Source organism: Dyella sp. PARNA 12/25 (assembly GCF_055702865.1).
In genome coordinates this window covers 183,331-205,079 of record NZ_JBVQCI010000002.1, presented here as the reverse complement: position 1 = coordinate 205,079, position 21,749 = coordinate 183,331, and the positions used below count along the sequence as shown (strand labels likewise).

At 62.4% G+C, this 21,749-nt stretch carries 41 protein-coding genes; 33 read left to right on the top strand and 8 right to left on the bottom strand.

Annotated elements, in window-relative coordinates; all coding sequences use genetic code 11:
* Positions 1-49: 49 nt before the first annotated feature.
* The 8 genes from AC0GUR_RS05635 to AC0GUR_RS05600 form a co-directional block, all read right to left on the bottom strand.
* A complete protein-coding gene (locus AC0GUR_RS05635; RefSeq protein ID WP_472876494.1) occupies positions 50-193 on the bottom strand; it encodes a hypothetical protein in 144 nt (47 codons plus the stop codon).
* Positions 193-402 (bottom strand): hypothetical protein, encoded by a 210-nt coding sequence (locus AC0GUR_RS05630; RefSeq protein ID WP_472876493.1) that lies wholly within the window; start codon positions 400-402, stop codon positions 193-195. Before AC0GUR_RS05630 ends, AC0GUR_RS05635 begins: the two co-directional genes overlap by 1 nt.
* A complete protein-coding gene (locus AC0GUR_RS05625) occupies positions 399-641 on the bottom strand; it encodes a hypothetical protein (protein ID WP_472876492.1) in 243 nt (80 codons plus the stop codon). Before AC0GUR_RS05625 ends, AC0GUR_RS05630 begins: the two co-directional genes overlap by 4 nt.
* Positions 638-883 (bottom strand): hypothetical protein, encoded by a 246-nt coding sequence (locus AC0GUR_RS05620; RefSeq protein WP_472876491.1) that lies wholly within the window; start codon positions 881-883, stop codon positions 638-640. Before AC0GUR_RS05620 ends, AC0GUR_RS05625 begins: the two co-directional genes overlap by 4 nt.
* On the bottom strand, positions 880-1,188 hold the full coding sequence (locus tag AC0GUR_RS05615; protein ID WP_472876490.1) for a hypothetical protein: 309 nt from the start codon (positions 1,186-1,188) through the stop codon (positions 880-882). Before AC0GUR_RS05615 ends, AC0GUR_RS05620 begins: the two co-directional genes overlap by 4 nt.
* Before the next feature lie 143 nt (positions 1,189-1,331).
* Positions 1,332-1,808, bottom strand: a complete 477-nt coding sequence (locus AC0GUR_RS05610) for a hypothetical protein (protein WP_472876489.1) — start codon at positions 1,806-1,808, stop codon at positions 1,332-1,334.
* A 162-nt stretch (positions 1,809-1,970) separates the two neighbouring features.
* Entirely contained in the window at positions 1,971-2,537 is a 567-nt protein-coding gene (locus AC0GUR_RS05605; protein ID WP_472876488.1) for a hypothetical protein, read from the bottom strand.
* Positions 2,524-3,072 (bottom strand): hypothetical protein, encoded by a 549-nt coding sequence (locus AC0GUR_RS05600; RefSeq protein WP_472876487.1) that lies wholly within the window; start codon positions 3,070-3,072, stop codon positions 2,524-2,526. The genes AC0GUR_RS05605 and AC0GUR_RS05600 overlap by 14 nt, the downstream gene beginning before the upstream one ends.
* Positions 3,073-3,197: 125 nt before the next feature.
* Here AC0GUR_RS05600 and AC0GUR_RS05595 point away from each other — a divergent pair, with 125 nt between their 5' ends.
* From AC0GUR_RS05595 to AC0GUR_RS05435, 33 genes are all read left to right on the top strand, one after another.
* Positions 3,198-3,653, top strand: coding sequence for a phage regulatory CII family protein (locus tag AC0GUR_RS05595; protein WP_472876486.1), 456 nt, complete (start codon positions 3,198-3,200; stop codon positions 3,651-3,653).
* Positions 3,653-3,883 carry a hypothetical protein gene (locus AC0GUR_RS05590; RefSeq protein ID WP_472876485.1) on the top strand — a complete coding sequence of 77 codons (231 nt, stop codon included), beginning with the start codon at positions 3,653-3,655 and terminating at the stop codon, positions 3,881-3,883. Before AC0GUR_RS05595 ends, AC0GUR_RS05590 begins: the two co-directional genes overlap by 1 nt.
* Positions 3,880-4,023, top strand: coding sequence for a hypothetical protein (locus tag AC0GUR_RS05585; protein ID WP_472876484.1), 144 nt, complete (start codon positions 3,880-3,882; stop codon positions 4,021-4,023). Before AC0GUR_RS05590 ends, AC0GUR_RS05585 begins: the two co-directional genes overlap by 4 nt.
* Positions 4,020-4,292 carry a hypothetical protein gene (locus AC0GUR_RS05580; protein ID WP_472876483.1) on the top strand — a complete coding sequence of 91 codons (273 nt, stop codon included), beginning with the start codon at positions 4,020-4,022 and terminating at the stop codon, positions 4,290-4,292. The genes AC0GUR_RS05585 and AC0GUR_RS05580 overlap by 4 nt, the downstream gene beginning before the upstream one ends.
* Positions 4,293-4,294: 2 nt before the next feature.
* Positions 4,295-4,495 carry a hypothetical protein gene (locus AC0GUR_RS05575; RefSeq protein WP_472876482.1) on the top strand — a complete coding sequence of 67 codons (201 nt, stop codon included), beginning with the start codon at positions 4,295-4,297 and terminating at the stop codon, positions 4,493-4,495.
* The gene (locus AC0GUR_RS05570) at positions 4,495-5,742 is read left to right on the top strand and encodes a DNA cytosine methyltransferase (RefSeq protein ID WP_472876481.1); all 1,248 of its coding nucleotides are present in this window, start codon (positions 4,495-4,497) and stop codon (positions 5,740-5,742) included. Before AC0GUR_RS05575 ends, AC0GUR_RS05570 begins: the two co-directional genes overlap by 1 nt.
* Positions 5,739-7,964, top strand: a complete 2,226-nt coding sequence (locus tag AC0GUR_RS05565) for an AAA family ATPase (RefSeq protein ID WP_472876480.1) — start codon at positions 5,739-5,741, stop codon at positions 7,962-7,964. Before AC0GUR_RS05570 ends, AC0GUR_RS05565 begins: the two co-directional genes overlap by 4 nt.
* A 212-nt stretch (positions 7,965-8,176) precedes the next feature.
* Complete coding sequence (locus AC0GUR_RS05560) at positions 8,177-8,581, top strand: VRR-NUC domain-containing protein (protein ID WP_472876479.1); 405 nt, start codon at positions 8,177-8,179, stop codon at positions 8,579-8,581.
* Entirely contained in the window at positions 8,581-8,751 is a 171-nt protein-coding gene (locus AC0GUR_RS05555) for a hypothetical protein (protein WP_472876478.1), read from the top strand. Before AC0GUR_RS05560 ends, AC0GUR_RS05555 begins: the two co-directional genes overlap by 1 nt.
* Entirely contained in the window at positions 8,748-9,227 is a 480-nt protein-coding gene (locus AC0GUR_RS05550; protein ID WP_472876477.1) for a hypothetical protein, read from the top strand. The genes AC0GUR_RS05555 and AC0GUR_RS05550 overlap by 4 nt, the downstream gene beginning before the upstream one ends.
* 103 nt (positions 9,228-9,330) lie before the next feature.
* Positions 9,331-9,513, top strand: a complete 183-nt coding sequence (locus tag AC0GUR_RS05545) for a hypothetical protein (RefSeq protein ID WP_472876476.1) — start codon at positions 9,331-9,333, stop codon at positions 9,511-9,513.
* A 253-nt stretch (positions 9,514-9,766) separates the two neighbouring features.
* Positions 9,767-9,928: a hypothetical protein gene (locus AC0GUR_RS05540; RefSeq protein WP_472876475.1), complete on the top strand. Its 162-nt coding sequence runs from the start codon at positions 9,767-9,769 to the stop codon at positions 9,926-9,928.
* Positions 9,929-9,938: 10 nt separating this feature from the next.
* Positions 9,939-10,160, top strand: a complete 222-nt coding sequence (locus tag AC0GUR_RS05535) for a hypothetical protein (protein WP_472876474.1) — start codon at positions 9,939-9,941, stop codon at positions 10,158-10,160.
* Entirely contained in the window at positions 10,157-10,999 is an 843-nt protein-coding gene (locus AC0GUR_RS05530; RefSeq protein ID WP_472876473.1) for a hypothetical protein, read from the top strand. The genes AC0GUR_RS05535 and AC0GUR_RS05530 overlap by 4 nt, the downstream gene beginning before the upstream one ends.
* Complete coding sequence (locus AC0GUR_RS05525; RefSeq protein ID WP_472876472.1) at positions 10,996-11,250, top strand: hypothetical protein; 255 nt, start codon at positions 10,996-10,998, stop codon at positions 11,248-11,250. The genes AC0GUR_RS05530 and AC0GUR_RS05525 overlap by 4 nt, the downstream gene beginning before the upstream one ends.
* Positions 11,250-11,429 carry a hypothetical protein gene (locus AC0GUR_RS05520; protein WP_472876471.1) on the top strand — a complete coding sequence of 60 codons (180 nt, stop codon included), beginning with the start codon at positions 11,250-11,252 and terminating at the stop codon, positions 11,427-11,429. Before AC0GUR_RS05525 ends, AC0GUR_RS05520 begins: the two co-directional genes overlap by 1 nt.
* A complete protein-coding gene (locus tag AC0GUR_RS05515) occupies positions 11,426-11,875 on the top strand; it encodes a lysozyme (protein ID WP_472876470.1) in 450 nt (149 codons plus the stop codon). Before AC0GUR_RS05520 ends, AC0GUR_RS05515 begins: the two co-directional genes overlap by 4 nt.
* A gap of 15 nt (positions 11,876-11,890) precedes the next feature.
* Positions 11,891-12,124 (top strand): hypothetical protein, encoded by a 234-nt coding sequence (locus AC0GUR_RS05510; RefSeq protein WP_472876469.1) that lies wholly within the window; start codon positions 11,891-11,893, stop codon positions 12,122-12,124.
* Positions 12,121-12,585: a hypothetical protein gene (locus tag AC0GUR_RS05505; protein ID WP_472876468.1), complete on the top strand. Its 465-nt coding sequence runs from the start codon at positions 12,121-12,123 to the stop codon at positions 12,583-12,585. The genes AC0GUR_RS05510 and AC0GUR_RS05505 overlap by 4 nt, the downstream gene beginning before the upstream one ends.
* 3 nt (positions 12,586-12,588) lie before the next feature.
* Complete coding sequence (locus AC0GUR_RS05500) at positions 12,589-12,888, top strand: hypothetical protein (protein ID WP_472876467.1); 300 nt, start codon at positions 12,589-12,591, stop codon at positions 12,886-12,888.
* Complete coding sequence (locus AC0GUR_RS05495) at positions 12,885-14,210, top strand: terminase large subunit domain-containing protein (protein ID WP_472876466.1); 1,326 nt, start codon at positions 12,885-12,887, stop codon at positions 14,208-14,210. Before AC0GUR_RS05500 ends, AC0GUR_RS05495 begins: the two co-directional genes overlap by 4 nt.
* A 2-nt stretch (positions 14,211-14,212) precedes the next feature.
* Positions 14,213-15,616: a DUF4055 domain-containing protein gene (locus AC0GUR_RS05490; RefSeq protein ID WP_472876465.1), complete on the top strand. Its 1,404-nt coding sequence runs from the start codon at positions 14,213-14,215 to the stop codon at positions 15,614-15,616.
* Entirely contained in the window at positions 15,603-16,697 is a 1,095-nt protein-coding gene (locus AC0GUR_RS05485) for a phage minor head protein (RefSeq protein ID WP_472876464.1), read from the top strand. The genes AC0GUR_RS05490 and AC0GUR_RS05485 overlap by 14 nt, the downstream gene beginning before the upstream one ends.
* Positions 16,698-16,729: 32 nt before the next feature.
* Positions 16,730-16,939 carry a hypothetical protein gene (locus AC0GUR_RS05480; protein ID WP_472876463.1) on the top strand — a complete coding sequence of 70 codons (210 nt, stop codon included), beginning with the start codon at positions 16,730-16,732 and terminating at the stop codon, positions 16,937-16,939.
* A 327-nt stretch (positions 16,940-17,266) separates the two neighbouring features.
* A complete protein-coding gene (locus AC0GUR_RS05475; RefSeq protein WP_472876462.1) occupies positions 17,267-17,863 on the top strand; it encodes a hypothetical protein in 597 nt (198 codons plus the stop codon).
* A gap of 16 nt (positions 17,864-17,879) precedes the next feature.
* The gene (locus tag AC0GUR_RS05470; RefSeq protein WP_472876461.1) at positions 17,880-18,848 is read left to right on the top strand and encodes a major capsid protein; all 969 of its coding nucleotides are present in this window, start codon (positions 17,880-17,882) and stop codon (positions 18,846-18,848) included.
* A 50-nt stretch (positions 18,849-18,898) separates the two neighbouring features.
* Complete coding sequence (locus AC0GUR_RS05465) at positions 18,899-19,096, top strand: hypothetical protein (RefSeq protein WP_472876460.1); 198 nt, start codon at positions 18,899-18,901, stop codon at positions 19,094-19,096.
* Positions 19,093-19,680: a DnaT-like ssDNA-binding protein gene (locus AC0GUR_RS05460; RefSeq protein ID WP_472876459.1), complete on the top strand. Its 588-nt coding sequence runs from the start codon at positions 19,093-19,095 to the stop codon at positions 19,678-19,680. Before AC0GUR_RS05465 ends, AC0GUR_RS05460 begins: the two co-directional genes overlap by 4 nt.
* The gene (locus AC0GUR_RS05455) at positions 19,677-19,856 is read left to right on the top strand and encodes a hypothetical protein (RefSeq protein WP_472876458.1); all 180 of its coding nucleotides are present in this window, start codon (positions 19,677-19,679) and stop codon (positions 19,854-19,856) included. Before AC0GUR_RS05460 ends, AC0GUR_RS05455 begins: the two co-directional genes overlap by 4 nt.
* Positions 19,853-20,209: a hypothetical protein gene (locus AC0GUR_RS05450; protein WP_472876457.1), complete on the top strand. Its 357-nt coding sequence runs from the start codon at positions 19,853-19,855 to the stop codon at positions 20,207-20,209. The genes AC0GUR_RS05455 and AC0GUR_RS05450 overlap by 4 nt, the downstream gene beginning before the upstream one ends.
* Positions 20,202-20,651, top strand: a complete 450-nt coding sequence (locus AC0GUR_RS05445; RefSeq protein ID WP_472876456.1) for a hypothetical protein — start codon at positions 20,202-20,204, stop codon at positions 20,649-20,651. The genes AC0GUR_RS05450 and AC0GUR_RS05445 overlap by 8 nt, the downstream gene beginning before the upstream one ends.
* Positions 20,648-21,064, top strand: a complete 417-nt coding sequence (locus tag AC0GUR_RS05440; protein WP_472876455.1) for a phage tail terminator-like protein — start codon at positions 20,648-20,650, stop codon at positions 21,062-21,064. Before AC0GUR_RS05445 ends, AC0GUR_RS05440 begins: the two co-directional genes overlap by 4 nt.
* Positions 21,065-21,097: 33 nt before the next feature.
* Entirely contained in the window at positions 21,098-21,742 is a 645-nt protein-coding gene (locus AC0GUR_RS05435) for a phage tail protein (protein ID WP_472876454.1), read from the top strand.
* Positions 21,743-21,749 lie beyond the last annotated feature (7 nt).

Here is a 21,749-nt window from a genome sequence, read left to right as displayed (position 1 = left end):
GCGACAAGGCGCCAGATGAAATGGGCGGCGATAGACCAGGCTTCGTGGTTCATGGGGTGGGCTCGTTGGCGAGAAAATCGCGTGCTGCGTCAAGCTGCTTTTGCCACGCAGCGGTCGATTGCCACGAGCTGATGAATGCACTATCGAGTGCCTCAACCAGCGCGCGCAGATGCTCGACGGCGTTCGTCTCCATCACGCCGCCCCCTTTGGCTCAACCTGCCGAACGCTGCGCAGGTAGCGCGTCGCGTTGCTAAGTGCCTTGGCGGCGGAGTGGCCGGAAGCAAAGTCACGCATAGCCATGCGCTCTACTTGCTTGGTCGTCTCCGGTCCTGCCTTGTCGGCGCTCATGCGTACAGAGCGGCGTAGGGCGAACTTGCGCAGGTCGTAGACGGTGGCGGTCATGGGGTGGCTCCGATGCGCATAAGCGCTGCACGAAAGCGAATGGATGCGTGGCTGTCGTGGTCTTGGACACCGTTGTAGCGAGCATTGACGTAGCCGTTGGATGCGGTGATCAACTCGGCTACGGCTTCGCGAGCTTCGATCATCTGGCGCTCTGCCAAATCGCGCTCATCAAGCTCCAAGCACTCGATGGCCAGCTGCATCACCGCCAACACATCCACCATGGGCTTATGCAGACTCATGCCGCCACCTTCAGCATCAGCCCACGCACGCGCTGCTCCAGTTCGTCGCTGTGTGCTTCGATCAGCTCCGACGCCGCCTTCTGCACCAGCTCAGCCGGTGCAGGCACCAGTTGCTCGTAATACGGATCGTTCGTGGTGTTTACGTCGACCTCGAAGCACTCGACGGTCACGGCGACCGTTTCAGCCGGCGGCGCGAAGGGCGCGACGGCCAGGGCCATGATGGGATGCAGATTCGAGTTCACAATTCACCTCGCGCACGGTTAAGGGCTTCATGGCGTGCACTGACGCGGGTCAAGCTGTTGCCGTGGTTGAGTCCGGCAGCGGTGACGCGTTCAATGAACTCCATGCGCCACCCATCACGAAGGCAGGCGAGAGCGATGCGGAGAATCTCGTGAGCCTTGGTCAGCTCAACGATCAGGCTGGAGACAATCCAGCGATCGCGGATCAGTCGATCCGCCATCTCGACCTGGCCAGCGGCGCGGAGTGCGTCGGATGCTTCCTGCAGGTTGCGCAGGACCCCGTTCTTGTTCCGATCACCAGCGGCCATATCGACCTCCCATCGCCTGCCTTGGTTGGCGGCGTGGGAGAACGATAAACGGAAATCCGTTCTCGTGTCAACGGGATTCCGTGATTTATTTTCAAAAAAATAGGCGCACCCCTCGCGAGGCGCGCCGTTATGCGGTTTTCAGCTTATGCGGAAGGGCAGGTAATGGCCGTTCCAGCCTGTTTTACGCTCCGGTTGAACAGACGGGATGCCGTTAGGGGCGATCCGCCAGGGTAGCTACGCGACTCCTCAAACGATGCGACCACTTGATAGCCGCCGTTTCCATTGGGGCGCTTGACGACGCGGCCATGCAGTCGCCCGAAGCCGCTTGCCGCATAGGTATCCAGGAGCGTTTCGCTGGCAATGTGTAGCCGCATGCCAGATGCCTTTTCTACGGCATCAATCGCGTGAGCCCACATCGCATCGCACTGGTCCTTGCAGTGACACTCTGGCGCCATGTCAACCTCATCTACCGCTGGTTTTGGCGTCGGCTTGGCGACCTCGATCTTTGGCGCCGTAACGTCAACATAGTGTGGGGCAGGGGATTCACCTATGGGTGGCAAAGCCTGCGCAAAAACGACACTACACGCAGCGCACGCGGCTGCTACAAACATCCATTTCATAGGTTTCCTTCCTCGACAATCCGCTTGGCAATAGGGCAGGTATCAATGATGGCGCTCGCCCTGCGCAGCAGCTGGCGCAGAGCGAGGATTTCATCCCCTGTTAGCGGTGGCACCTGTGTGGCCCGGCGCGCCGGGTCGAATAGGACAACCACATCGAGACCGCTAACCCGTTGACTCTCCATGTACAACCCCCTGCTTCGCATCATCGAAAAGCGCGGCCTGGTGCTCAGCAGTGAGCTTGCCGCCGTCCATGATGAGCTGCTGGTAAGTGCGAGCGAGCCACCGAGCCCGCTCCTCCAGGGGAAATTTCTTCTGCCTGAAATGTTCCGCCGCACCGACCAGTAGCTCTGCCTCGGCCAACATTGCAGGATCTAGTCTCACGGCGTAAGAACTTGCTGTCTCGTTACTGTCTACTACTTTAGTCGAATACATCGGGCCGACCCCTGTCTCTAGCCAAAGGGCGCTCACGCCGAAGTATTTGGCCAGCCGGGCTGTGAATCCGCAGCTTTGCTGCGACTTGTCCTCAAGGGTCTGCAGGGTCGTTACTGGCATGCCAATGGCACGCGCCAGCTCAGGACGCTTAAGCGGCGTTTTGCCGTCAGCGCCAGTAGCAGCCTCGCGTAAATAGCGAACTCGATCGCCTAGTCTCTCCATATACGTATTGAAACGGAAAACCGGCACGGATTGCCGTTTGACAAGCTCACGGGATTCCGTTTCAATCCCGTCCATGAACTGGACCTCCCTTATCGCTGACCTCCGTTCCGCCGGGCTCACCCGTGCGGAGATTGCCAACGAATCCGGCGCCGGCATCTCGACCATTGCTGACCTTGAGCGCGGAAAGGCAAACCAGCCCCGTTTCGAGCTTGGGCAGCGGTTGCTCGAAATGCACATGGCTCACTGCCGCAATCACTTGAGCAAGGCGGCCTGAATGAGCCGCGTATATAACCCGCGTCCTTGCGTCGACTGCGGCCGAAGCTACCTGCAGAACCATCATTCGCAACGCCGTTGCGGTGAATGCCGGCCAAAGTCGCACGGTGCTGTCAATCGCGCCCATGCGGCCGTTGAGCGAGCAATCCTGCGCGGCGAGCTCGTCAATCTGCGCGTGGAGATCGTTGCGTGCGTTGATTGCGGATCGCGCGCCGTTTGCTACGACCACCGGGACAACAGCAAGCCGCTGGAGGTTGAGCCCGTGTGTCGCGGCTGCAACTACCGGCGCGGTCCCGCCGTATCTAAGCCTTCCGAGCAGTCGCTCAGCCAGTGCCATGGCTCTCTCACTCGGAGCGCCGCCTAAATGTCTCTTTTCCATCCCTGTGCCTTCCTTGGCTCTGTTGTCCATGTCGCCAAGGTAACCGCACTCAAGTCAACATTCTTCGTTCGGAGCACGAACCCGTGAACGTCATTGATGCAGCCCACCGCACCGTCCACGACTACCCCGGCGGTAGTGAATCCCTCGGCCCGCGCATCGGCATGTCAGCCGCGGTGCTCCGCTCCAAGGTGAACCCGAACACGTCGACGCATCACCTCACGGTGCGCGAAGCCGACGCGATCATGGGTGTCACTGGCAATTACGACATCCTCCAGGCGATGGCGCAGGAGCACGGCTTCGCACTGACGAAGGTGGAGGCGGAGCAGACCAATTGCCCGCTGGTGAAGATGGTCCTTGCCCTGGAAGCATCCGAGGGAAACCTCGCTCACACCATTTTGAACGCGCTGGCCGACGACAAGATCAGCGAGCGTGAAGCGGACGACATCAGCGCTGCGGCCAACAAGGTGCAGGCGGCGCTTATCTCGCTGGTCGGGCGCATTCGCTGCTCGGTGCCGGTTCCGCTGAAGGCGGTGGCGTGATGGACGAGAAGCAGTACGTCATCGAGAAGCCGGCGGACTTTCTGAACGTGCCGGCCGAGCAGCGCGGCGCCATGCTGGAAGATTTTCGACTGTGGCTCCAGATGTGCGACCACCTGAAGGCTGAGGGACTGTTCGAGCCTGGCGTCAAGGTCGGCAACTTCATCTGGGTTGACGACAACAAACGCGGATGCAGCTCGCTTCAGTTCCGCATGCGAGAGACCGAGCAATGACCATCGACCACGGCCAACACGACGCACTGCCTTTCGAGCTTGGCGCCGAAGGCGAGCAAATGGCGGAAGAAATCCGCGCCCATCTGTGGCTGCAGCGCAATGCGCGCGACGTGGCCAAAACCACGGGAGAGAGCCAATGAATGCTGTCCTGAAGCAAGCGCCGCGATCGGCGCAGACCAGCTACAACCTCGTCGACTACAAGCTCAGTCAGCGCCATAAGGGTCTGCTGAAGAAGTTTGACGAGCTGTGCAAGTACATGCGAGCTGCCAACAAAACGCCGCTGCATCTACGCCTGTCGCGCGCCGACTACAACGACATCAACGCGGTCGTGGTCCGTCAGAGCGAAGGCCAGCGGTCGCTGCAATCGGTGCGCTACGGCGCTTTCGCCATCATCTCCGCGAGCGAATAACCATGAGCGACGAAGCCGATTTCGCCACCGACCTTGAGCAAGCCGAGCGCGACGCCGCGCTCGCCAAGCACTCAAACCGCCCGCGCATCATCCCGATGTGCGAGAGCTGCGAGGAAGTGCAGGTAGTGGTGCAGAAGGGCATGTGTTGGCGCTTTTGCGTCGACTGCGCACAGGAGCATCTGCGCAGGAATCAGGCGGCCTAATGCACTACTACAACGAGATCGAGCCCAGCGCGGTGCAACGCCTGCGCAACCTCATGGACGCTGGCTTGATCCCGGCCGGCTATATCGACACCCGGAGTATTGAAGATGTCCGACCCAGCGACCTTGCCGGATACGTGCAATGTCATTTCTTTGCCGGAATCGGCGGGTGGCCCCTCGCCCTGGCGATTGCTGGATGGCCAAGTGATCGACCCGTGTGGACTGGCAGCTGCCCTTGTCAGCCTTTCTCATCGGCAGGTAAAGGCGCTGGGTTTGACGATCAGCGGCATCTCTGGCCGGCCTTCTACCACCTCATCTCGCAGCGCCTCCCTGCAGTTGTCTTTGGAGAGCAGGTTGCGAGCAAGGACGCAGATCCTTGGATCGACCTTGTACACGCTGACATGGAAAACGTGGACTACGCCTTCGGGTGTGTCCCGTTCCCGGCTGCGGGCATCGGCACGCCGCACATCCGCGACCGAAACTACTGGGTGGCCGACGCCAACGACGCGCGATTGGAAGGATGGGCACTTCCAGCCGAACGTGCCGCTGAATGCTTTGTTGGGCCGCGTGGCGTGGTTGGCAGGATGGGCAACGCCGACAGCGCAGGATCACAGTCGCGGCAGCTTGCCGCCACGGCCGCAGGACACCGGAGTTCCATTGTCGCAGATGGCGACCTTCGCAGGCTGGCCGACTCCGACTGTGGGCAACGCCAAGGGATCGCAGTCGTGCGTGGGAATGAGTGCAGCCGGCAAGATGCCGGACGGCCGCAAAGTATCGGTGGCGTTGCCGCATGTGGCGAAGATGGCCGGTTGGCCGACTCCAACGGCATCGCTTGCCGACAAGGGCGTGCGCTCGACAGAGGGAGCCATTCGCGAAGCAATGCGTGGTCATGGCCCCGACTTGGCAGCGATGGCATGCCTCACGATCAATGGCCCGGCCCGGTTAACGGCCACTGGGCAGATGCTGACTGGATCGCATGCACAGATGGTAAGTGGCGGCCAGTTGAACCCGGCACATTCCCGCTGGCTCATGGGCTACCCCTTGGAATGGGCAAGCTCAGCCCCCGGCTACGAGAGTTGGCAGAGGTGGCAGGCCTTGATGCGCGAAGCCTGAAAGAGGCCAAGGCTTATCGGCGCGCGGAGTTGCATGGACAGGGCAACGCGATCGTGCCGGAGGCTGCTGCGCACTTCATTGCGTCTTACATGGAAGCACGCAGCCTGATCACCCAACCGGAAGCGCTCGCCGCATGACCGCCGCCGAACACCTCCGCGAGCAATTCGCCGACGTTCCGTCCACCATGCTGGCCGCGCGTCGCTGGCTCGTCTGGCTGTCCATTCCGCAGCCCGGCAAGAAGCCGCGCAAAGTGCCGGTGTACGCCAACGGCCGCCAGCGCAACGGAATGCTGGACAGCGAAGCCGATCTGTCGCAGCTCTCAAGCTTCGATGAAGCCTGCGCAGCGCTAGCCAGCGGTCGCTACGCCGGCCTTGGCTTCGCACTGGGCCCGGACGGAACCGGCAACCATTGGCAGGGTGTCGACCTTGACGACCTGGCCGCACGCCCCGAGCTGCGACTGCTGGCCGATGATTTGCCTGGCTACACCGAGACGAGCCCGAGCGGCAATGGACTGCACGCCATCGGCTACGGCCGCGAGTTCGCCGCCCTTGGATCCAATGGAACCGGCATCGAGGCGTACAGCGCGGGCCGCTACTTCACCGTCACAGGTGAGGGCGCCGGCCTGGGCGATCCGACCGACATTGCCGACTTCGTGGTCCGCGTTCTGTCGCCGCGTCATGGCGTACGCCCGGCGCCGGTCAGCGCCGAGGTATCCGAGTTCATCGACCAGCGCACGATCGCTGAGCTGCGCAGTGCGCTGTCAGCCATGCGCGCCGACGACCGCGACCTTTGGGTGGCCAACGGACAGCGCCTGAAGAAGCTGGGCGAGCCTGGCCGCGCGCTGTGGCTCGAATGGTCGCAGCAGTCGGACAAGTTCGACCCGGCCGACGCCTCGCGCGTGTGGGATAGCTTCACCGCAGATCGCACTGGGTATCAGGCGATCTTTGCCGAGGCTCAGCGGCGCGGTTGGCTCAATCCGCTGAGCGGATCAGCGGCCATGCAGCAGGCTGCGGCGAACGACCCTGTGCAAAGCTCGTCACTCCTTGATGCGCTCGACGAGGCCTGCGTTCCGTTCACGCTCGACGAGCTTCAAGCTTCGGCGACGCCACACCCTCACGCCTTCATGTCTGCAGACGGTCGCCGCGGTCTTTTCCCGGAAGGCGAGGTGTCGATCATTGCCGCCCCGGGCCGCGAGGGTAAGACGTCCGCCGTTGTCGCCATCTGCAAGCACTACGCGCTTGGCCAGCCGTTGTCGGACATGTCGCCCGCCGAGGTTCGCTCGGTGCTGATCTTCAGTGCCGAGGACGACCGCGCGCAGTATTCGCGCAAGGTGGAAGCCCAGCGCATTTACATGACGCCCGACGATGCCGAGCGCATGCGCAAGAACATCATCGTGCCTGAGCTCCACAGCGGCGCCCTGGCGGCGTTCCGAGAGGTGGTGAAGGCCGACGGCAAGCGCATGGCGCGCGGCGCTGTCGTAGAGCCACTCATTGCCAAGATCAACGCCATGAAAGAGGGCGAGTGCCCGCTGGGCATGGTGGTGTTCGAGACGGCGTCGACCATATCCGAAGCCGAGGAGGACAACCCGGGCCTGCGCTTCCTGGTGGTCACGCTCAAGCACATCGCCAAGGCTACCGGTGTGGCCGTGGTGCTGACGCATCACACAAACCAGGATGCCGGGGAGTCGCTGGCTAACCTCGAACTGCACGAGAAGGCGATCCGCGGCGGCACGGCGCTGGTGAACAACGCCCGCCAGACGCACCTGGCGGTCAGCCTTGGCAGCGACGTGAACCCGTTCCCTGATGGCGACGCGCGTACGCTGTTGCGCCGCATGGTTGCTCCGGGCGAAACCGAGCGCGTGACGGCGCTGGTGTGCCTGTCGTCGTCCAAGTCGGCCGACCCGGCGCCGCTGTTCTTCCGTTGGGCGGATACCGAACACCATGGTCCACGACTCCACGCAGTGCAGTTGCCCCGTGAAGTCGCCGGCAAGTCGTGGCTGAGCATGCGCAAGATGCTCAGCGGTGCCCGTGAGGCCGTCAGGGCCGACAAGAAGGCAGAGCAGGGCAACGCCCACATGCGCCTTGTCGTCGATGCCGCCACCGCCATGGCCGAGGCTGGCGAGCAGCCTACGGCCGCCAAGATCAGCGCCAAGTGCGGACGCAGCCCGACCTGGGCAAAGCCTTACCTCGCTATGGCCGTGGAGTTGGGCGAGCTATCCCGGTCGACGGAACAGGTGCCGCGTACGCGCGGCTTCACCGACGTGTATCGCCCGTCAGCAGATGCGCCGAAGCCATGGGAAGGCGACGACTCCACGAACAACTCCACGGCTTCAAATGGCGCACCGTGGAGTCGCAATTAAATGTCAATGCATCAATCACTTAACTCCACGATGGACTCCACGATGACTCTACGAAATCCGTTGGGGCATGTGCTGGGGGTAAATGCGGCGCTGTCAGGCGCGCATTACCCCGTACTTGCCCCCGCTCGACTACTCCACGGTGGTCCTCTCCCTTTAGGGAGCGTGGAGTGGAGTCGTGGAGTCAGTGCTCACCCTGCTGTGAGGGTCGGCCTGTGAGCCGGGCCGTCTCTGTAGTCCCCGAGGACTTCGAGCAGGAGCTGGTGATGCGCTGGGCAACCGGAGCGATGGAGCAATGGCCCGAGCTGGCGTTCCTGTTCCACCCGGCGAACGGCGAGAAGCGCGGCAAGCTGACGGCCGCGAAGCTCAAGCGCATGGGCGTCAAGCCCGGCGTGCCCGACCTGATCCTGCCGCTTCCGCGTGGCGGCTATGTCGGCCTGGCTGTCGAGATGAAACGCGCCGATGGCGGACGCCTGTCGACCGAACAGAAGACATGGCGCGCTGCTCTCACCGAGTTTGGCCATTGTTCCGTCGTCTGCAACGGCCACGAACAAGCGATCGCGGTCATCCGCGACTACCTGGCGGCCGATGGCTGCCACGAACTGAGGGAGGCTGCGTGATGGCTGTATTGCTTGGCTTGGCGATGCTCTTGGCGGTCGCTATTGCATCGCACATGTACACCTGCCACGAGGCGTATCTCCGCGGCTATCGCGATGGCATGAAGCAGTACCACGCCATGTGGCTGGAAGAAATCGAGAAAGACACAGACGAAGCAGAGGACGCCGCATGACCACCTTCACCACCGACAAGCCCACCTTCCGCGAGCGCGTGTTCGCCCTGGCTGGTCATAGCACCTGGCGAGAGCCGACCGGCGCTGGTACATCACATCTGCGCTCGATCCCGGCCGATCACATGGTGGCCGCGGCGCTGAGCTTCGGCCGGCGCAATCCGCAGGACGTTGGCCCCGACATCGCCATGGACATGGCCACGGGCTTGCCTGGCCACCGGCGGCAGGTGTGCGCGGCGCTCGGCAAGGCGCTTGCCGGTGATCGCTCGGTGCTGGTGCGCAGGAACAATGGCTACATCGCACACGTCGCACTGGCTGCCTACGGCGTTGTCATGGGGCGCGGTCTGGCTCCGGCACCTGATGGGGTGGACGGCGACGACTGGCGCGACCTGGTGGCGGCTGGGGCGCACGTGCTCGAGCAGTTGGCCGAGGATGCGCTATCGTTGGCGGCGCGTAGGAATAGGAGGGCGGCGGCATGAGCGAGACAATGATCATCGCGTTTGGTATCGGTTGCTTTGCCGCCGGAGTGATCGCTGGGCATGTCGGCACGTGGCGAGCAATGCGGCGGAATAGGAGGGAGGCATGATGGATACGGTGATGTATTACGCTGGCGAGAGGATCTCGGACATGGACAGAGAGAAGCTTATTTTCGTGATAAACGAACTTGCCGCTGAGAACGAGCGACTGCGTGGTGAATCCATGCTTCGGCTTAAGCACATGAACATTGATAGCTACCTCCTGGATCCTCGCAAACCCACCGCTTGACATCGTTTCCGCCTGCGCGAAACTCCCATCATCGAACAACTGCGCCCGGCTTCTTAGCTGGGCGTTTTCGTTTGGGGCTTCGGTGATGCGCAAATTGCGGGCTCAAGATAGCCGGCACGCCTAGCCCGATGCAGACGCGAGGCCAGCCGTAGCGGACGCGCTGCGGAAACTCGCTCCCAACTTCCTGAGCCGGCCTGCGCCCTTGGCGTCAGAAGCCCCGCATCGCGGGCGCCGGACCTATTGAGGCAACTGCATGCGTTACCTGCACATCACCGTCGGCGAGTGCGGCTGGCGAGGCTTTGGCTGGAAGTTCACGCGACCAGTCTTTGATTCATTGCCGAGCGGCGTGATGGTTCCAGTGTGGTGCTTGTATCTCGGCCCGGTCAGCGTGCGCTGGCTGCGAATGCAATCCTGAGGCTAATCCAATGCACGCACACTTCCCGCCGTTCGGCCGCAAGGTCGATGCGAAGCCTGAGCATGCCTATCGGGCGCCGGCTGAGATCAGCGACCGCGAGTCCAAGCTCCGAACGCTCAAGCACTACCTGTACCACGCGGGCTTGCTGGTGGATGAGTTGCTTGCGGCTGACTCGCATGTGGCGCCGCAGCTCGACAGCTTCACCCGCGACCGGGACGCGACCGGCGCATGAGTGCTCCGCGTCGGCACTTCTTCATTCCAGACACGCAGGTAAAGAAGGGCGTACCAACCGACCATCTCGCATGGATCGGCCAAGCCATTCGCGACTACCAGCCGGACGAAGTGATCCACCTTGGCGACCACTGGGACTTTCCGTCGCTGTCGCGCTACGACGCGCCCGGCTCCATGTCGATGGAAGGCGCCCGCGTAGAGGATGATATCCAGGCCGGAAACGACGCGCTCGAATTGCTGACCAAGAGCATGGGCCGCGCGAGCCTGAAGCGTCCGCGAAAGATGACCATGCTGGAGGGAAACCACGAGAACCGCCTGATCCGCGCGATCAACAGCGACCCGCGACTGGCTGGCACGCTTGGGTATCACCTGCTTAACCGCGAGCGCCTTGGATGGCAGCCCGTTCCGTACTACTGCGGCTCCCCTGGTCAGAAGGTTATCGACGGCGTTACGTACGCACACTTTTTCGCGGCGGTGAACACGGGGCGAGCGATCGGCGGAACACCGCAGAACAAGCTAAACCATGTAGGCGACTCGTTCGTGCAGGGGCATGTGCAGGGCTACGAGGTCGGAACAAAGCAATACACCACCGGCAAGATCAAGAAGGGCATCGTCGCCGGCTCGTGCTACCTGCATGACGAGGGATACAAGGGCATGGCTAACAACCACTGGCGTGGAGTGGTCGTGCTCAACGAGGTTCGCGCTGGCGAGTTCTGCGAGATGCCGCTGACGCTCGATTACCTGTGCCGCAAGTACGAGGGCGTGAGCTTAGACGTGTACATGCGCAGAAAGTATCGCAATGCAGAGCAACGTTTCACGGTGGCAAGGAAGGCGGCGTGACCATCGGCTTCGTTGGCGACGGCGCGCCCGAGCCAGAGGAAGAAGGCCGCGATGCCGAGCCATTCGTACTTGGCGACGGCGAGTGTCACGTCGCTGACGGCCCTGATTTGTATGAACTCACCGACTCCCTGGCCTCGCAGTTTCGCGATGGCCAGCTCTATGTGCTGAAACGGGACACTCTCAAATGGGTGAGCGTCGAGGCGATCAACAAACCCGCCGGCAAGCTGTCGGCAATCAAGGGCGGCAGCTGATGCGCGAGGCAATTGAGAAAGTCAGCATAGGTTATGGCGTGACGTACCTTGGCAGCATCCTTTCTGGCTTTCCGTGGGACAAGGCCGCTGCGTTCTTCACGTGCGTGTGGTTCGCGTGGCTGATCGTCGACAAGGCCATCCTCAAAATGAAGCAGCGCAAGACGGAGCCGGTCGAATGAACCCGCGCGCCATTGTTGGAGCCATCGCCGCGGTAGCCATGGCCGCATCGATGGCCATGGGCTTCGAGGGCTACCGCGAGCAGCCCTACCGCGATGTAGGTGGCGTGCTGACTGTGTGCTACGGGCACACAGGTAATGTCGAGCATCGCCGTCACACTGCTGACGAGTGCCAGGCGTTCCTGAAGAACGACATGGCCGAAGCAAACGCAGCCGTGCATCGCTGCATTGCCGCGCCAATGACGCTCGGCCAAGAGGCTGCGCTGACGGACGCGGCCTACAACATCGGGCCGGCGATCGTGTGCGGATCGACCTTGCAACGCAAGGCGATCGCTGGCGACTGGCCGGGTGCATGCGCTGAGCTGTCGCGCTGGGTGAACGCTGGTGGCCGCCGGTTAGAGGGACTGGTGAGGCGCCGCGCCGCTGAGCGTGCATTGTGTGAATCGTAACCAAGGAGCAATGGAATGAGTCGAGGCAAGCTGTTTGGCGCATTTACCGCAAACTATGGCGAGAATGTTCGTGTCGATGGGTCGAGCGGACAAGGCCAATGCTGGCTGCGCATCAACTCAGCAAAGAACAAGAACGATGGTATGGGTGGCGAGCGTGAGGAAGTGGACGCGCTGCTGACTGTGGCACAGGTGCGTGTACTTCGCGCTGCGCTCGACTCGTTCCTCGACTACGAGGCGGACGACGAATGACCCGCATCGAGCTGAAGTTCTTCGCCGCCGTGATCCTGCTCGTGGCTTCATTCATCGCCGGCCACCACGTGCGCGGACTAGCATGCGACGCGGATAAGGCGGCCATCGCCAAAGCCACCGCCGAGCAGACGACCGAAGCGGTGCAGTCAGCCCGCACTACCGAACACACACAGGCCGACGCATTCGCGGCCATCGACACCAAGTTCCAGGGAGACATGCGCTATGCGCAGGCACTTTCTGCCAGCACTGTCGCTGGCCTTCGTGATGGTTCTATCCGGTTGCGCGACACGTGGCGTTGTCCAAGCGCCGCCAGTGTGCCCGCGCCTACCTCCAGCACCGGAAGCGACGGCACCGCGGATCGACTACGTGAAGAAAGTGCAGGACGAATTGTTCAGTCCGTTGCCGAACTCCAAGCAGAAAGGGATGCAGCCCTAGACAAGCTGGCTGCTGAGCGGAAGTAAGTTATGGCTCGAAGTAAAACGACGTTCGAGAAGGGGAAGTCAGGCAACCCCGGCGGACGATCCAAGGCTGTTGGCCCCAACGGTGAGACGAACGCGCAGATCGCTGCGCCTCTTGTTCCCCTGGCAAAGCAAACTCTTGAAGAAGTGATGAAGGATAAGAGCGCGCCGCACATGGCTCGCGTGACAGCCGCCAGGGACGTGCTCGACCGTGTTTATGGGAAGCCTAAGGTTGCCGAGGACGGTGGCGATAAGCCAGACATGACGAAGATTCTGTCGGACCTGATCGCCAAGCTCCCATCGTGACAACCGGAAATCTTCTGCTCGATCGACAACTGGCACGCTGGTATGCGCTGAAGGATCACCCGGTGCAGCTCGCGCTGGTGCGCGCCGTACATGAGGGCATCCGCTTCCCCCTGGTGCCGGCCGGGCGTCGCAGTGGCAAGACCGAGCGGTTCAAGCGGTTCCTGGTCAAGCAGGCAACCGCCGTGGTTGGCCAGTATTTCGCCGCCGCTCCAACGTACAACCAAGCCAAGAAGATCTTTTGGGATGACCTGAAGGCCTTCACGCTGTCGTGTACGCACCCGCGCAAGCCGTCCGAGTCGGACCTGATCATCTATCTGCCAAACGGCAGCGAGATTCACGTCATCGGCCTGGACAAGCCCGAGCGCATCGAGGGCATCCCCTGGAAGGGCGGCGGCATCGACGAGTTTGCCGACGTGAAGTCGGACGCCTGGGAGGCAAACATCCTCCCTGCGCTAAACACCGTCAACCCGATGGAGCCGGACTACCGCGCGTGGTGCTGGCTGCTCGGTGTGCCGGACGGCCTGAACCATTACTACGACCTGTGCATGCAGGCCGAGACAGGCGCAGACCCGAACTTCAAGGTATTCCATTGGAAGTCGGCCGAGATCTTGCCGCCTGACGTGATGGACGCCATGAAGCGCGCCATGTCGCTGAAGCAGTTCAAGCAGGAGTTTGAAGCTTCGTTCGAGACGGCAAGCGGTCGTATCTACGAGGATTTCGGCAAGCACAACAACACCAGTGGATCGATCGAGCCTCACGAGCAGCTGCTGTGGATGCACGACCAGAACTACACGCCGCTCTCTTCTGCCATTGGCGTCAAGCGAAACGAAGGCAAAGAGCTGCACCTGCTGGATGAGATCGTGCTGACCAGCGCGGTGTCGAAGCAGTCGGCCACTGAGTTCGTCGAGAAATTCAAGGACCACCAAAACAAGCACGTCCTGATCTATGGCGATCCCGCCGGCAGAGCTGGCGAGAAGCATGGCCACGCATCGGATTACACCGACATTGAGGGTGTGCTGCGCGAGAACGGCTGGGCATTCACGCGCAAGGTTCGCTTGGCCGCGCCTGCCATCAAGGACCGCCAGAACGCCGTGCGCGCCAAGATCCTTACAGCATCCGGTGACACAAGCCTGTTCGTGAATCCGACCACTGCCAAGTGGTGCCACAAGGGCTTGAGCACAGTCCAGCTCAAAGACGGTTCGTCGTTCCAAGAGGATCAGTCGAACCAGTACCAGCACATCACGACCGCCATCGGCTATTGCGTCGACGTTGAGTGGCCGGTCATCAAGCGAATCGCCACCATCGAGCCACTCAGGATTTAAGCATGGCCCTTGCCGTCCACGAACCGTGTAACGAAATTGCGCAGTTGCGCCGAAGCTGGGCTGTGCTTGATGCACTGTCCGGCGGAACGCCGGGCATGCGACTTGCCGGCAAGGCGTTGCTTCCGCAGTGGCCAGCTGAGAAAGAGGACGCCTACAAGGCCCGCTTGTCCACGGCCACACTATTTCCGGCGTTCAGCCGCACGGTGGCTGTCATGTCTGGCAAGCCGTTTGCCAAGCCGCTTGATTTGGTCGATCCAGATCCAAAGATCGAGAAGATTGAGGACGACATCGACCTGCAGGGCGTGAGCTTGCATAGCTTCGCCGCCGAGATGTTCGAGGAGGCCATGCGCTTCGGCCTGTGCGGCATCCTTGTCGATTTCCCTCGTGCCGACAATGCCGGCATGACAGAGCAGCAGACGGAGGCCGCCGGCCTGCGCCCATACTGGATTCGCGTAAAACACGACCAGATCATCGGCTGGCAGGCGCAGCTCGTGAACGGGCGCATGAAGCTTATCCAATTGCGCATCCTGGAAACCTACGCCGAAAACGAAGGCCCGTTCTCTGTCATCTGGAAACCGCAGGTGCGCGTGCTCGTACCGGGTGGCTGGGAAATTTGGCGCGAAATCGGTGCAGGCAAGTGGGACATTGCCGAGCACGGCACAACTACGCTGGGAGACATTCCCTTCGTTCCGATCTACGGCCGGCGCAAGGCCTTCATGATCGGTATGCCTCCACTGGAGGATCTGGCTTTCCTAAACGTGAAGCATTGGCAGAGCCAGAGCGACCAGGACACAATCCTGCACGTTGTGCGCGTTCCCATTCTTGCCATGATCGGCGCGGACGACCAGACGAAGCTCGTGGTTGGCGCTGGCGCGGTGGCAAAGCTGCCGGCGAATGCCGACCTGAAGTACGTCGAGCACACGGGGGCGGCGATCAAGGCCGGCGCCGAAAGCCTCGATGCGCTGGAACAGCAGATGATCCAGTCGGGTGCTGAGCTTCTGGTCAAGAAGCCAGGCCAGCGCACGGCCACCGAAACGCAGACCGACGCCGAGGCGAACAAGAGCGACCTGCAGCGCATGGCCGAGAACTACGAGGATTCGCTCGACCAGGCGCTCTGGTACACCGCGCAGTTCCTGCATTCAGACAAGCCTGGCACGGTAAAGCTATACGCCGACTACGGCACTGGGACGCTTAGCGAGGCGAGCGCCGCGCTGATCAAGGATCTGAACCTTGCCGGCCTGATCAGCAAGGAAACGGCTGTGACCGAGCTGCAGCGCCGCGGCGTACTGAGCGACGATATCGACCCCGCTGTCGAGGTGGCGGCGGCCGAGTCCGAAGGTCCAGCCATGCTGACAACGCCGCCTACCCTGGGCGCTGGCGCGGAGACGACCGGTGCCATCGGCTAACGTCCAGCTGCAAGACTGGGCAATCAACCACGAGCACGACCTGCGCCGTTTCAGTAACGGCGTCGTGCAGCGGATGATTGCCGTGCTCAGCCGCACGGACGCGCGCCTCATGGCGCAGCTGTCCGAAGCGCTGATGCAGATGGAGGCGACCAGCTTCACGGTCGAGCGCCTTGAAGCGTTGTTGACCTCGGTTCGCGCACTCAACCAGCAGGCCTACGACGCGGTGATGGCTGACTTGCAGCCCGATATGCGAGGGCTTGCCGGCGTTGAATCGTCGGCGCAGGCGGCCAGCTTGCGCGGATCCATACCGGCGCAGGTGTTGATTCGCTTTCCAGTGGCTGCCGTCAGCGCAGAGCAGGTTTACGCTACGGCGCTATCGCGACCGTTTCAGGGACGGCTGCTGAAAGACTGGGCCGCCAATCTTGAAGCGTCGCGCCTGACGCAGATCCGCAACGCTGTGCGCGCTGGCTTCGTCGAAGGGCAGACCACGGCAGACATCATCAAGGCAATTCGTGGAACGCGCGCCTTGCGCTATGCCGATGGTGTGCTAGAGCGCCCGCGCCGCGAGCTTGCGGCCGTCGTGCAGACGGCGCTATCACACACGGCGCAGACCGCAAGGCAGGCGGTGACGGATGCCAACCTCGACCTGGTGAAAGCCACGGAGTGGGTGAGCACGCTGGACAGCAAGACGAGCCCGCAGTGCCGGATCCGCGACGGCCTGCAGTACACCTGCGACACGCACAAGCCCATCGGGCACAGCATTCCATGGGGTGATGGCCCGGGCCGGCTGCACTTCAATTGCCGCAGCGTATCCGTGCCGGTGCTCAAGAGCTGGAAAGAGCTTGGCATTTCGGTGGACGAGATGTCGCCGGCCACGCGCGCTTCGATGGATGGCCAGGTTCCGGCCGATCAGACCTATGCGGAGTGGTTCGCCAAGCAGGGCGCGGAACGCCAGGACGAGATTATGGGGCCGGTGCGGGCCAAGCTGTATCGTGCCGGTCGACTGAGCTTTGATCGCTTCTACGATGACAAGGGGCGATGGTTGAGCCTGGACCAACTGGCCGCCAAGACGAGCGCTTGACAACGTTTTTCCACCTGCGACCATTCATCACGATGGGACGATTTCGTGTAATCGATGGTACTAAGCCACCCGATTCACCTGCTGAGCAGGTGCGAGCGCGAGTACGCAAAACCAAGATCACCGTGCTGTCGCAGTGTCATCGCTGCGGCGGGCACGAAACGATCACCGCCAACATGGGCAAGACGCGCAACAAGCTTTGCGTCGTATGTCTGTTGCAAGGGCAGCGGGTGGTGGTTGAGTAACGAATTGCAGTGAATGCGCAGGCTGATGCGCTAATCAGGTGAGCGAGACCAATCCCGGTGTAGCGATACGGGGCGGGTGTAGTCGGCGAGATGAGTATGGTTAGCCGACGGGGTACGGGTTAAAACGAGGCGTCCTCACCAACACGCCTATCGCCACTAAGCCGGAGATCAGCACCGGCCACTGCAACCAAATGGCAGCCCTACGCGATGGGCTGGAGAAATCCCGGAGGGGACGGTCGCCTCTCTAGCTAGCTACACACCAAGCCCCGCCGAGCGGGGCTTTTTTATTGGGCAGCGCCCAGCAACCCGTCCAGAGGACATAACCCTGTGAGTGAAATCGACCTGACTTCGCCCGAGGCGAAGGCGGCCATTGCCGATGCCGTTGAGAAGGCCACCGCACCGCTGATCGCCAAGCGCGACGAACTGCTGGGTGAGGTGAAGAAGCTGCGCAAAGATGCCGCGATCGACCCCGCCGACCTCGAAAAGGCCGAGGCCGAACGCGACCAGTTCAAGCAGCAGCTGGCGGAAGCCACCAAGGCCAACGGCAAGCTGTCCAAAGACCTGGAGGCTGCCACGAAAGCGGCAGCCGACATCGACGCAAGCTACAACCGCACCCTGACCGATGCCGCGCTGAGCGACGCATTGACCAAGGCTGGCGTGACGCAGCCGGTCCACATCAAGGCAGCCAAGGCGATGCTTGCCGGGCAGCTGCAGGTGGCGGCCGACGACAGCGGCACGCGCACGGTGAAGGCTGGCGACAAGGGCCTTGGCGATTTCATCAAGGAGTGGGCCGGTAGCGACGAAGGCAAGTTCTTCGTCACGGCTCAGCACTCAAGCGGCGGCGGCGCTGGCGGACATTCCGGCGGCGGCAAGGCCGAAACCCTGACCGAGCAGGCCATGCGTATGAAGCAGGCCGGCACCTGATCACCAAGAGGACACCATGAGCACGACTCGCCTCACTGACATCATCGTCCCCGAACAGTGGACTCCCAACTTCCTGCTGGAATCGCCCGAACTGGTGGCGTTCTTCCAGTCGGGCATCGTTTCCCATGACCCCGTGCTGGGCCAGCTGGCGATGGGCGAAGGCCAGACCTTCCACGTCCGCCACATGAACGACCTGGTGAACAACGCCGAGAACATCTCGAGCGATGACCCGGCTGTGATGTCCACCACCGACAAAACCACGGGTGGCCAGCAGGTCGCCGTCAAGCTTGCGCGCAACAAGTCCTGGTCCAGCATGGACCTGACCGCTGCGTTCGCCAGCCCGGACCCGATCAGCGTTATCCGCTCGCGCGTCGCCTCCTACTGGGCCTATCGCTGGCAGGCGGCCACCATCGCCGAAGTGAACGGCATCTTGGCGGCCAACGTGGCGCAGAACGGCGGTGACATGCTGTTCGACGGCTCGACTGCCGACATCACCGGCAACGCCATCTTGGACGCTAAGTCCACCATGGGTGACGCAGCGAGCAGGCTGGACTCCATCGTAATGCACTCGGTGAAGTACACGGCCCTGCAGAAGCAAAACCTCATCCAGTACCTGCGCAACGGCGACGCCAACGTGCATTTCCCCACCTACCTCGGCTATCGCGTCGTGGTGGATGACGGCATGCCGGTGGATACCTCGGGTGCCAATCCGATCTACACCAGCGTGTTGTTCCAGTCGGGTGCCTTCCGCCTTGGCCTCGGCCAGGCCAAGACCCCGGCCGAAGCTTGGCGCGTGCCGGCATCCGGCAACGGTGAGGGCGAGGAACAGCTGTACAGCCGTCAGCAGTTCATCATCCATCCGTTCGGCTTCAGCTACGTCGGTGCGAACAAGAACCCGGCGAACACTGACCTGGCGCTCGCTGCGAACTGGAACCGCGTGTTCAAGCGCAAGCAGATCCCGCTGGCGTTCCTCAAGACCAAGTAAGCCACTGAGGCGGGGCGGCTCCGGCCGCCTCGTCTTTTGCGAGGTTAAACATGAGCGATATCGAAAATCAGACGACTGCGCTGAAGGCAGAGCCTGACGGCGCACAGCCCGCACTGCATGACCTGCTGAAGCGGTCCTGGGCGGATGCCGCCAAGACCGCCGAGGAAGTGGAAGTGGCCGAGTCCGTCATCGAGAAGGTGACTGGCAAGAAGAAGGCTGCCAAGACCGCCGAGGCGCCGCAGGCGTGAGCCTGATCGTTGAGGATGGCACCGGCAAGCCGGATGCAGAGTCCTATATCAGCGTCGCTGACGCTGATACCTATTTCGCCGGGCGCGGTAACACCGCGTGGGCTGCGCTCGACGTATCGGCCAAAGAGGCCGCGCTGCGCAATGCGTGCGACTACATGGGCGCGTTCTACGTTTCGCGCTGGCTCGGAAACCGCGCCGTCCTCGGGCAGGCACTGGATTGGCCGCGTGCAAACGTGCCTGATGCCAACGCACCGCGCGGCGATGCCAGTGCAACGGTCATTGGCCCCGTGTTTGGTTACTACGCTGGCGTGTCCGGCCTGACCGAGCCGGTTGTGACGCATCTGCCATCGGACGTTGTGCCGGCGGCAGTTGCGCGCGCCAATGCTGAGCTGGCCGTGCGCGCATCAGTGGGCGACTTGATGGCTGACATAGGTCCGCAGGTGACGCGTGAAACCGTTGGGCCCATCACGACCGACTATCTGCCTGGCGGTCGACAGACGCCGCGCTACCAGTTTGTTGATGGATTGTTGTCCTCGCTGTTGACGGCGGGTGGCACGGGCTCGGCGGCAGTGGTGCGCGGATGAGCAAGGTCCGCATCGTGATGACTGGCCACGGTCGTGGCGAGGTCTACGTCGACGGCAAGCGCGTCGAGAAACTGACAGGTTTCAAGGTCGAGTGCGGAGTGGGCGAGGTCAATCGTCTGCACCTATCGATGATCGTCGACGAAATCGAGTTTGAAGGCGAAGCGGAAGTCGAATGACCGCCTTCAACTACGCCAACACCGCAGCAACGGCCACACGACTACTCAAGCGCTTCGGCGCCGCATGCACGCTAAAGCGAGAGTCAGGCACGGCCTACGACCCGGCCACCGGCACGATGCAGCCGACATACGACAGCCTGCCGTCAACGGCCACCGTGTTCGCGTATCCGCAGAAGTACATCGACGGCACGCTGATCCTGCAGGGCGACCAGCAGGCCTATATGGCGCCGTCCGTCGAGCCTAAGCAGGGCGACCGCCTGCTGTGGCAGGGCAAGGAATACCAAGTGATCAGCGTCAAGCCGCTGGCGCCAGCTGGCGTGCCTGTCCTATTCGAGGCACAGCTGCGTGGATGAATCCTTCGCGCTGTCGCTCCAGGCCTTCGCCAAGAAAGCACCGGAGCAAGCCAAGACTGTCGTGCGCAAGGTGTCGATCGACTTGCTGACGGCGACCGTCTTGCGCACGCCTGTCGGCAACCCCGACCTGTGGAAGTCGAAACCGCCGGCTGGTTATGTCGGTGGCCGACTGCGCGCGAACTGGACCGTTTCACTGGTCGAGCCGGACGCCACGACCACGGACGCCATCGACAAGGGCGGCACCGAAACCATCGGACGCGGCACAAGCGTCATCGCGCAGTCCGATGGCATGAAAGACATCTGCATCACCAACTCATTGCCGTACGCCATTCCCATTGAATACGGCCACAGCGGCGTGCAAGCGCCACAGGGCATGGTCCGCGTGTCGGTCCAAGAGTTTCAGCAATTCGTCGACAAAGCCGCAGCGGAGCTTCAACAGTGAGCAACAAGCTTTGCCGGCGCGCGATCGAAACACGACTGGCGGCATGGGCCGCCGCACGTTTGCCGGCTATTGCCGTCGCCTGGGAGAACGTGCCGTTCACCCCGCCGTCCAACGCACCGTATCTGCGCGCCTTCCTGATGCCGGCAAACACCACTGGGCCCGACCTGTCCGGCCAGGCGCGCACGTACCGCGGCGTGTACCAGATCAGCGTCGTGGGCCAGATCAACAACGGCGCCGGTGGCGACGAAGGCATTGCCGACGAACTGGCCGTGCTGTTCCCGCTGAATGACCGGCTCTATGTGCCGGGCCTAACGCTGCAAATCATCACCCCTGTCACTGCCGCGCAAGGCGCGCAGGACGCCACCAATTTCATCGTGCCGGTCAGCTTCGGTTATCGGGCCGACACGGTCTAAACGCGCACCAGCGCACAACCCCAAGGAACCAACATGGCAATTTCGCTCCCCAACGGCGCGCTGGTAGGCATCGCCAACGGCTATGGCGTCTCCGCGCCCGTCACCGCTGTCTCCAACGCCTCCGAAGCCGTATTCACCACCGCCAACACGTTCGCCGTGGGAGACTACGTCGAGATCACCTCTGGCTGGTCACGCCTCACCGACAAGATCGTGCGCGTGAAGACCGCCACGGCCACGCAGTTCACGGCCGAAGGCTACGACACGACCAACACCAGCATCTACCCGGCTGGCGGCGGCGTGGGCTCGGTTCGCAAGGTCACCGGCTTCACCCAGCTGTCGCAGATCCTGACCTCCACCTCGAGCGGCGGTGACCAGCAGTTCCTGACCTACCAGCTGCTCGAAGCGGACGCGCAGAAGAACATCCCGACCTTCAAGACGCCCAGCGTCCTGACGATGGAAGTGGCCGACGATCCGAACCTGCCGGGCTATCAGCTCGCCAAGGCGGCCAACGATGACCGCCTGCCGCGCGCCATCCAGATCAGCCTGCCGAACGGCGCGAAGCTGATGTACAACTCGTACGTCAGCTTGTCGCCGTCGCCGACGCTCACGGTCAACCAGATCATGGCCGTGCAGGTGACGTTCTCGAACAAGGCCGAGCCGGTTCGCTACGCGTCGTAATCGATCG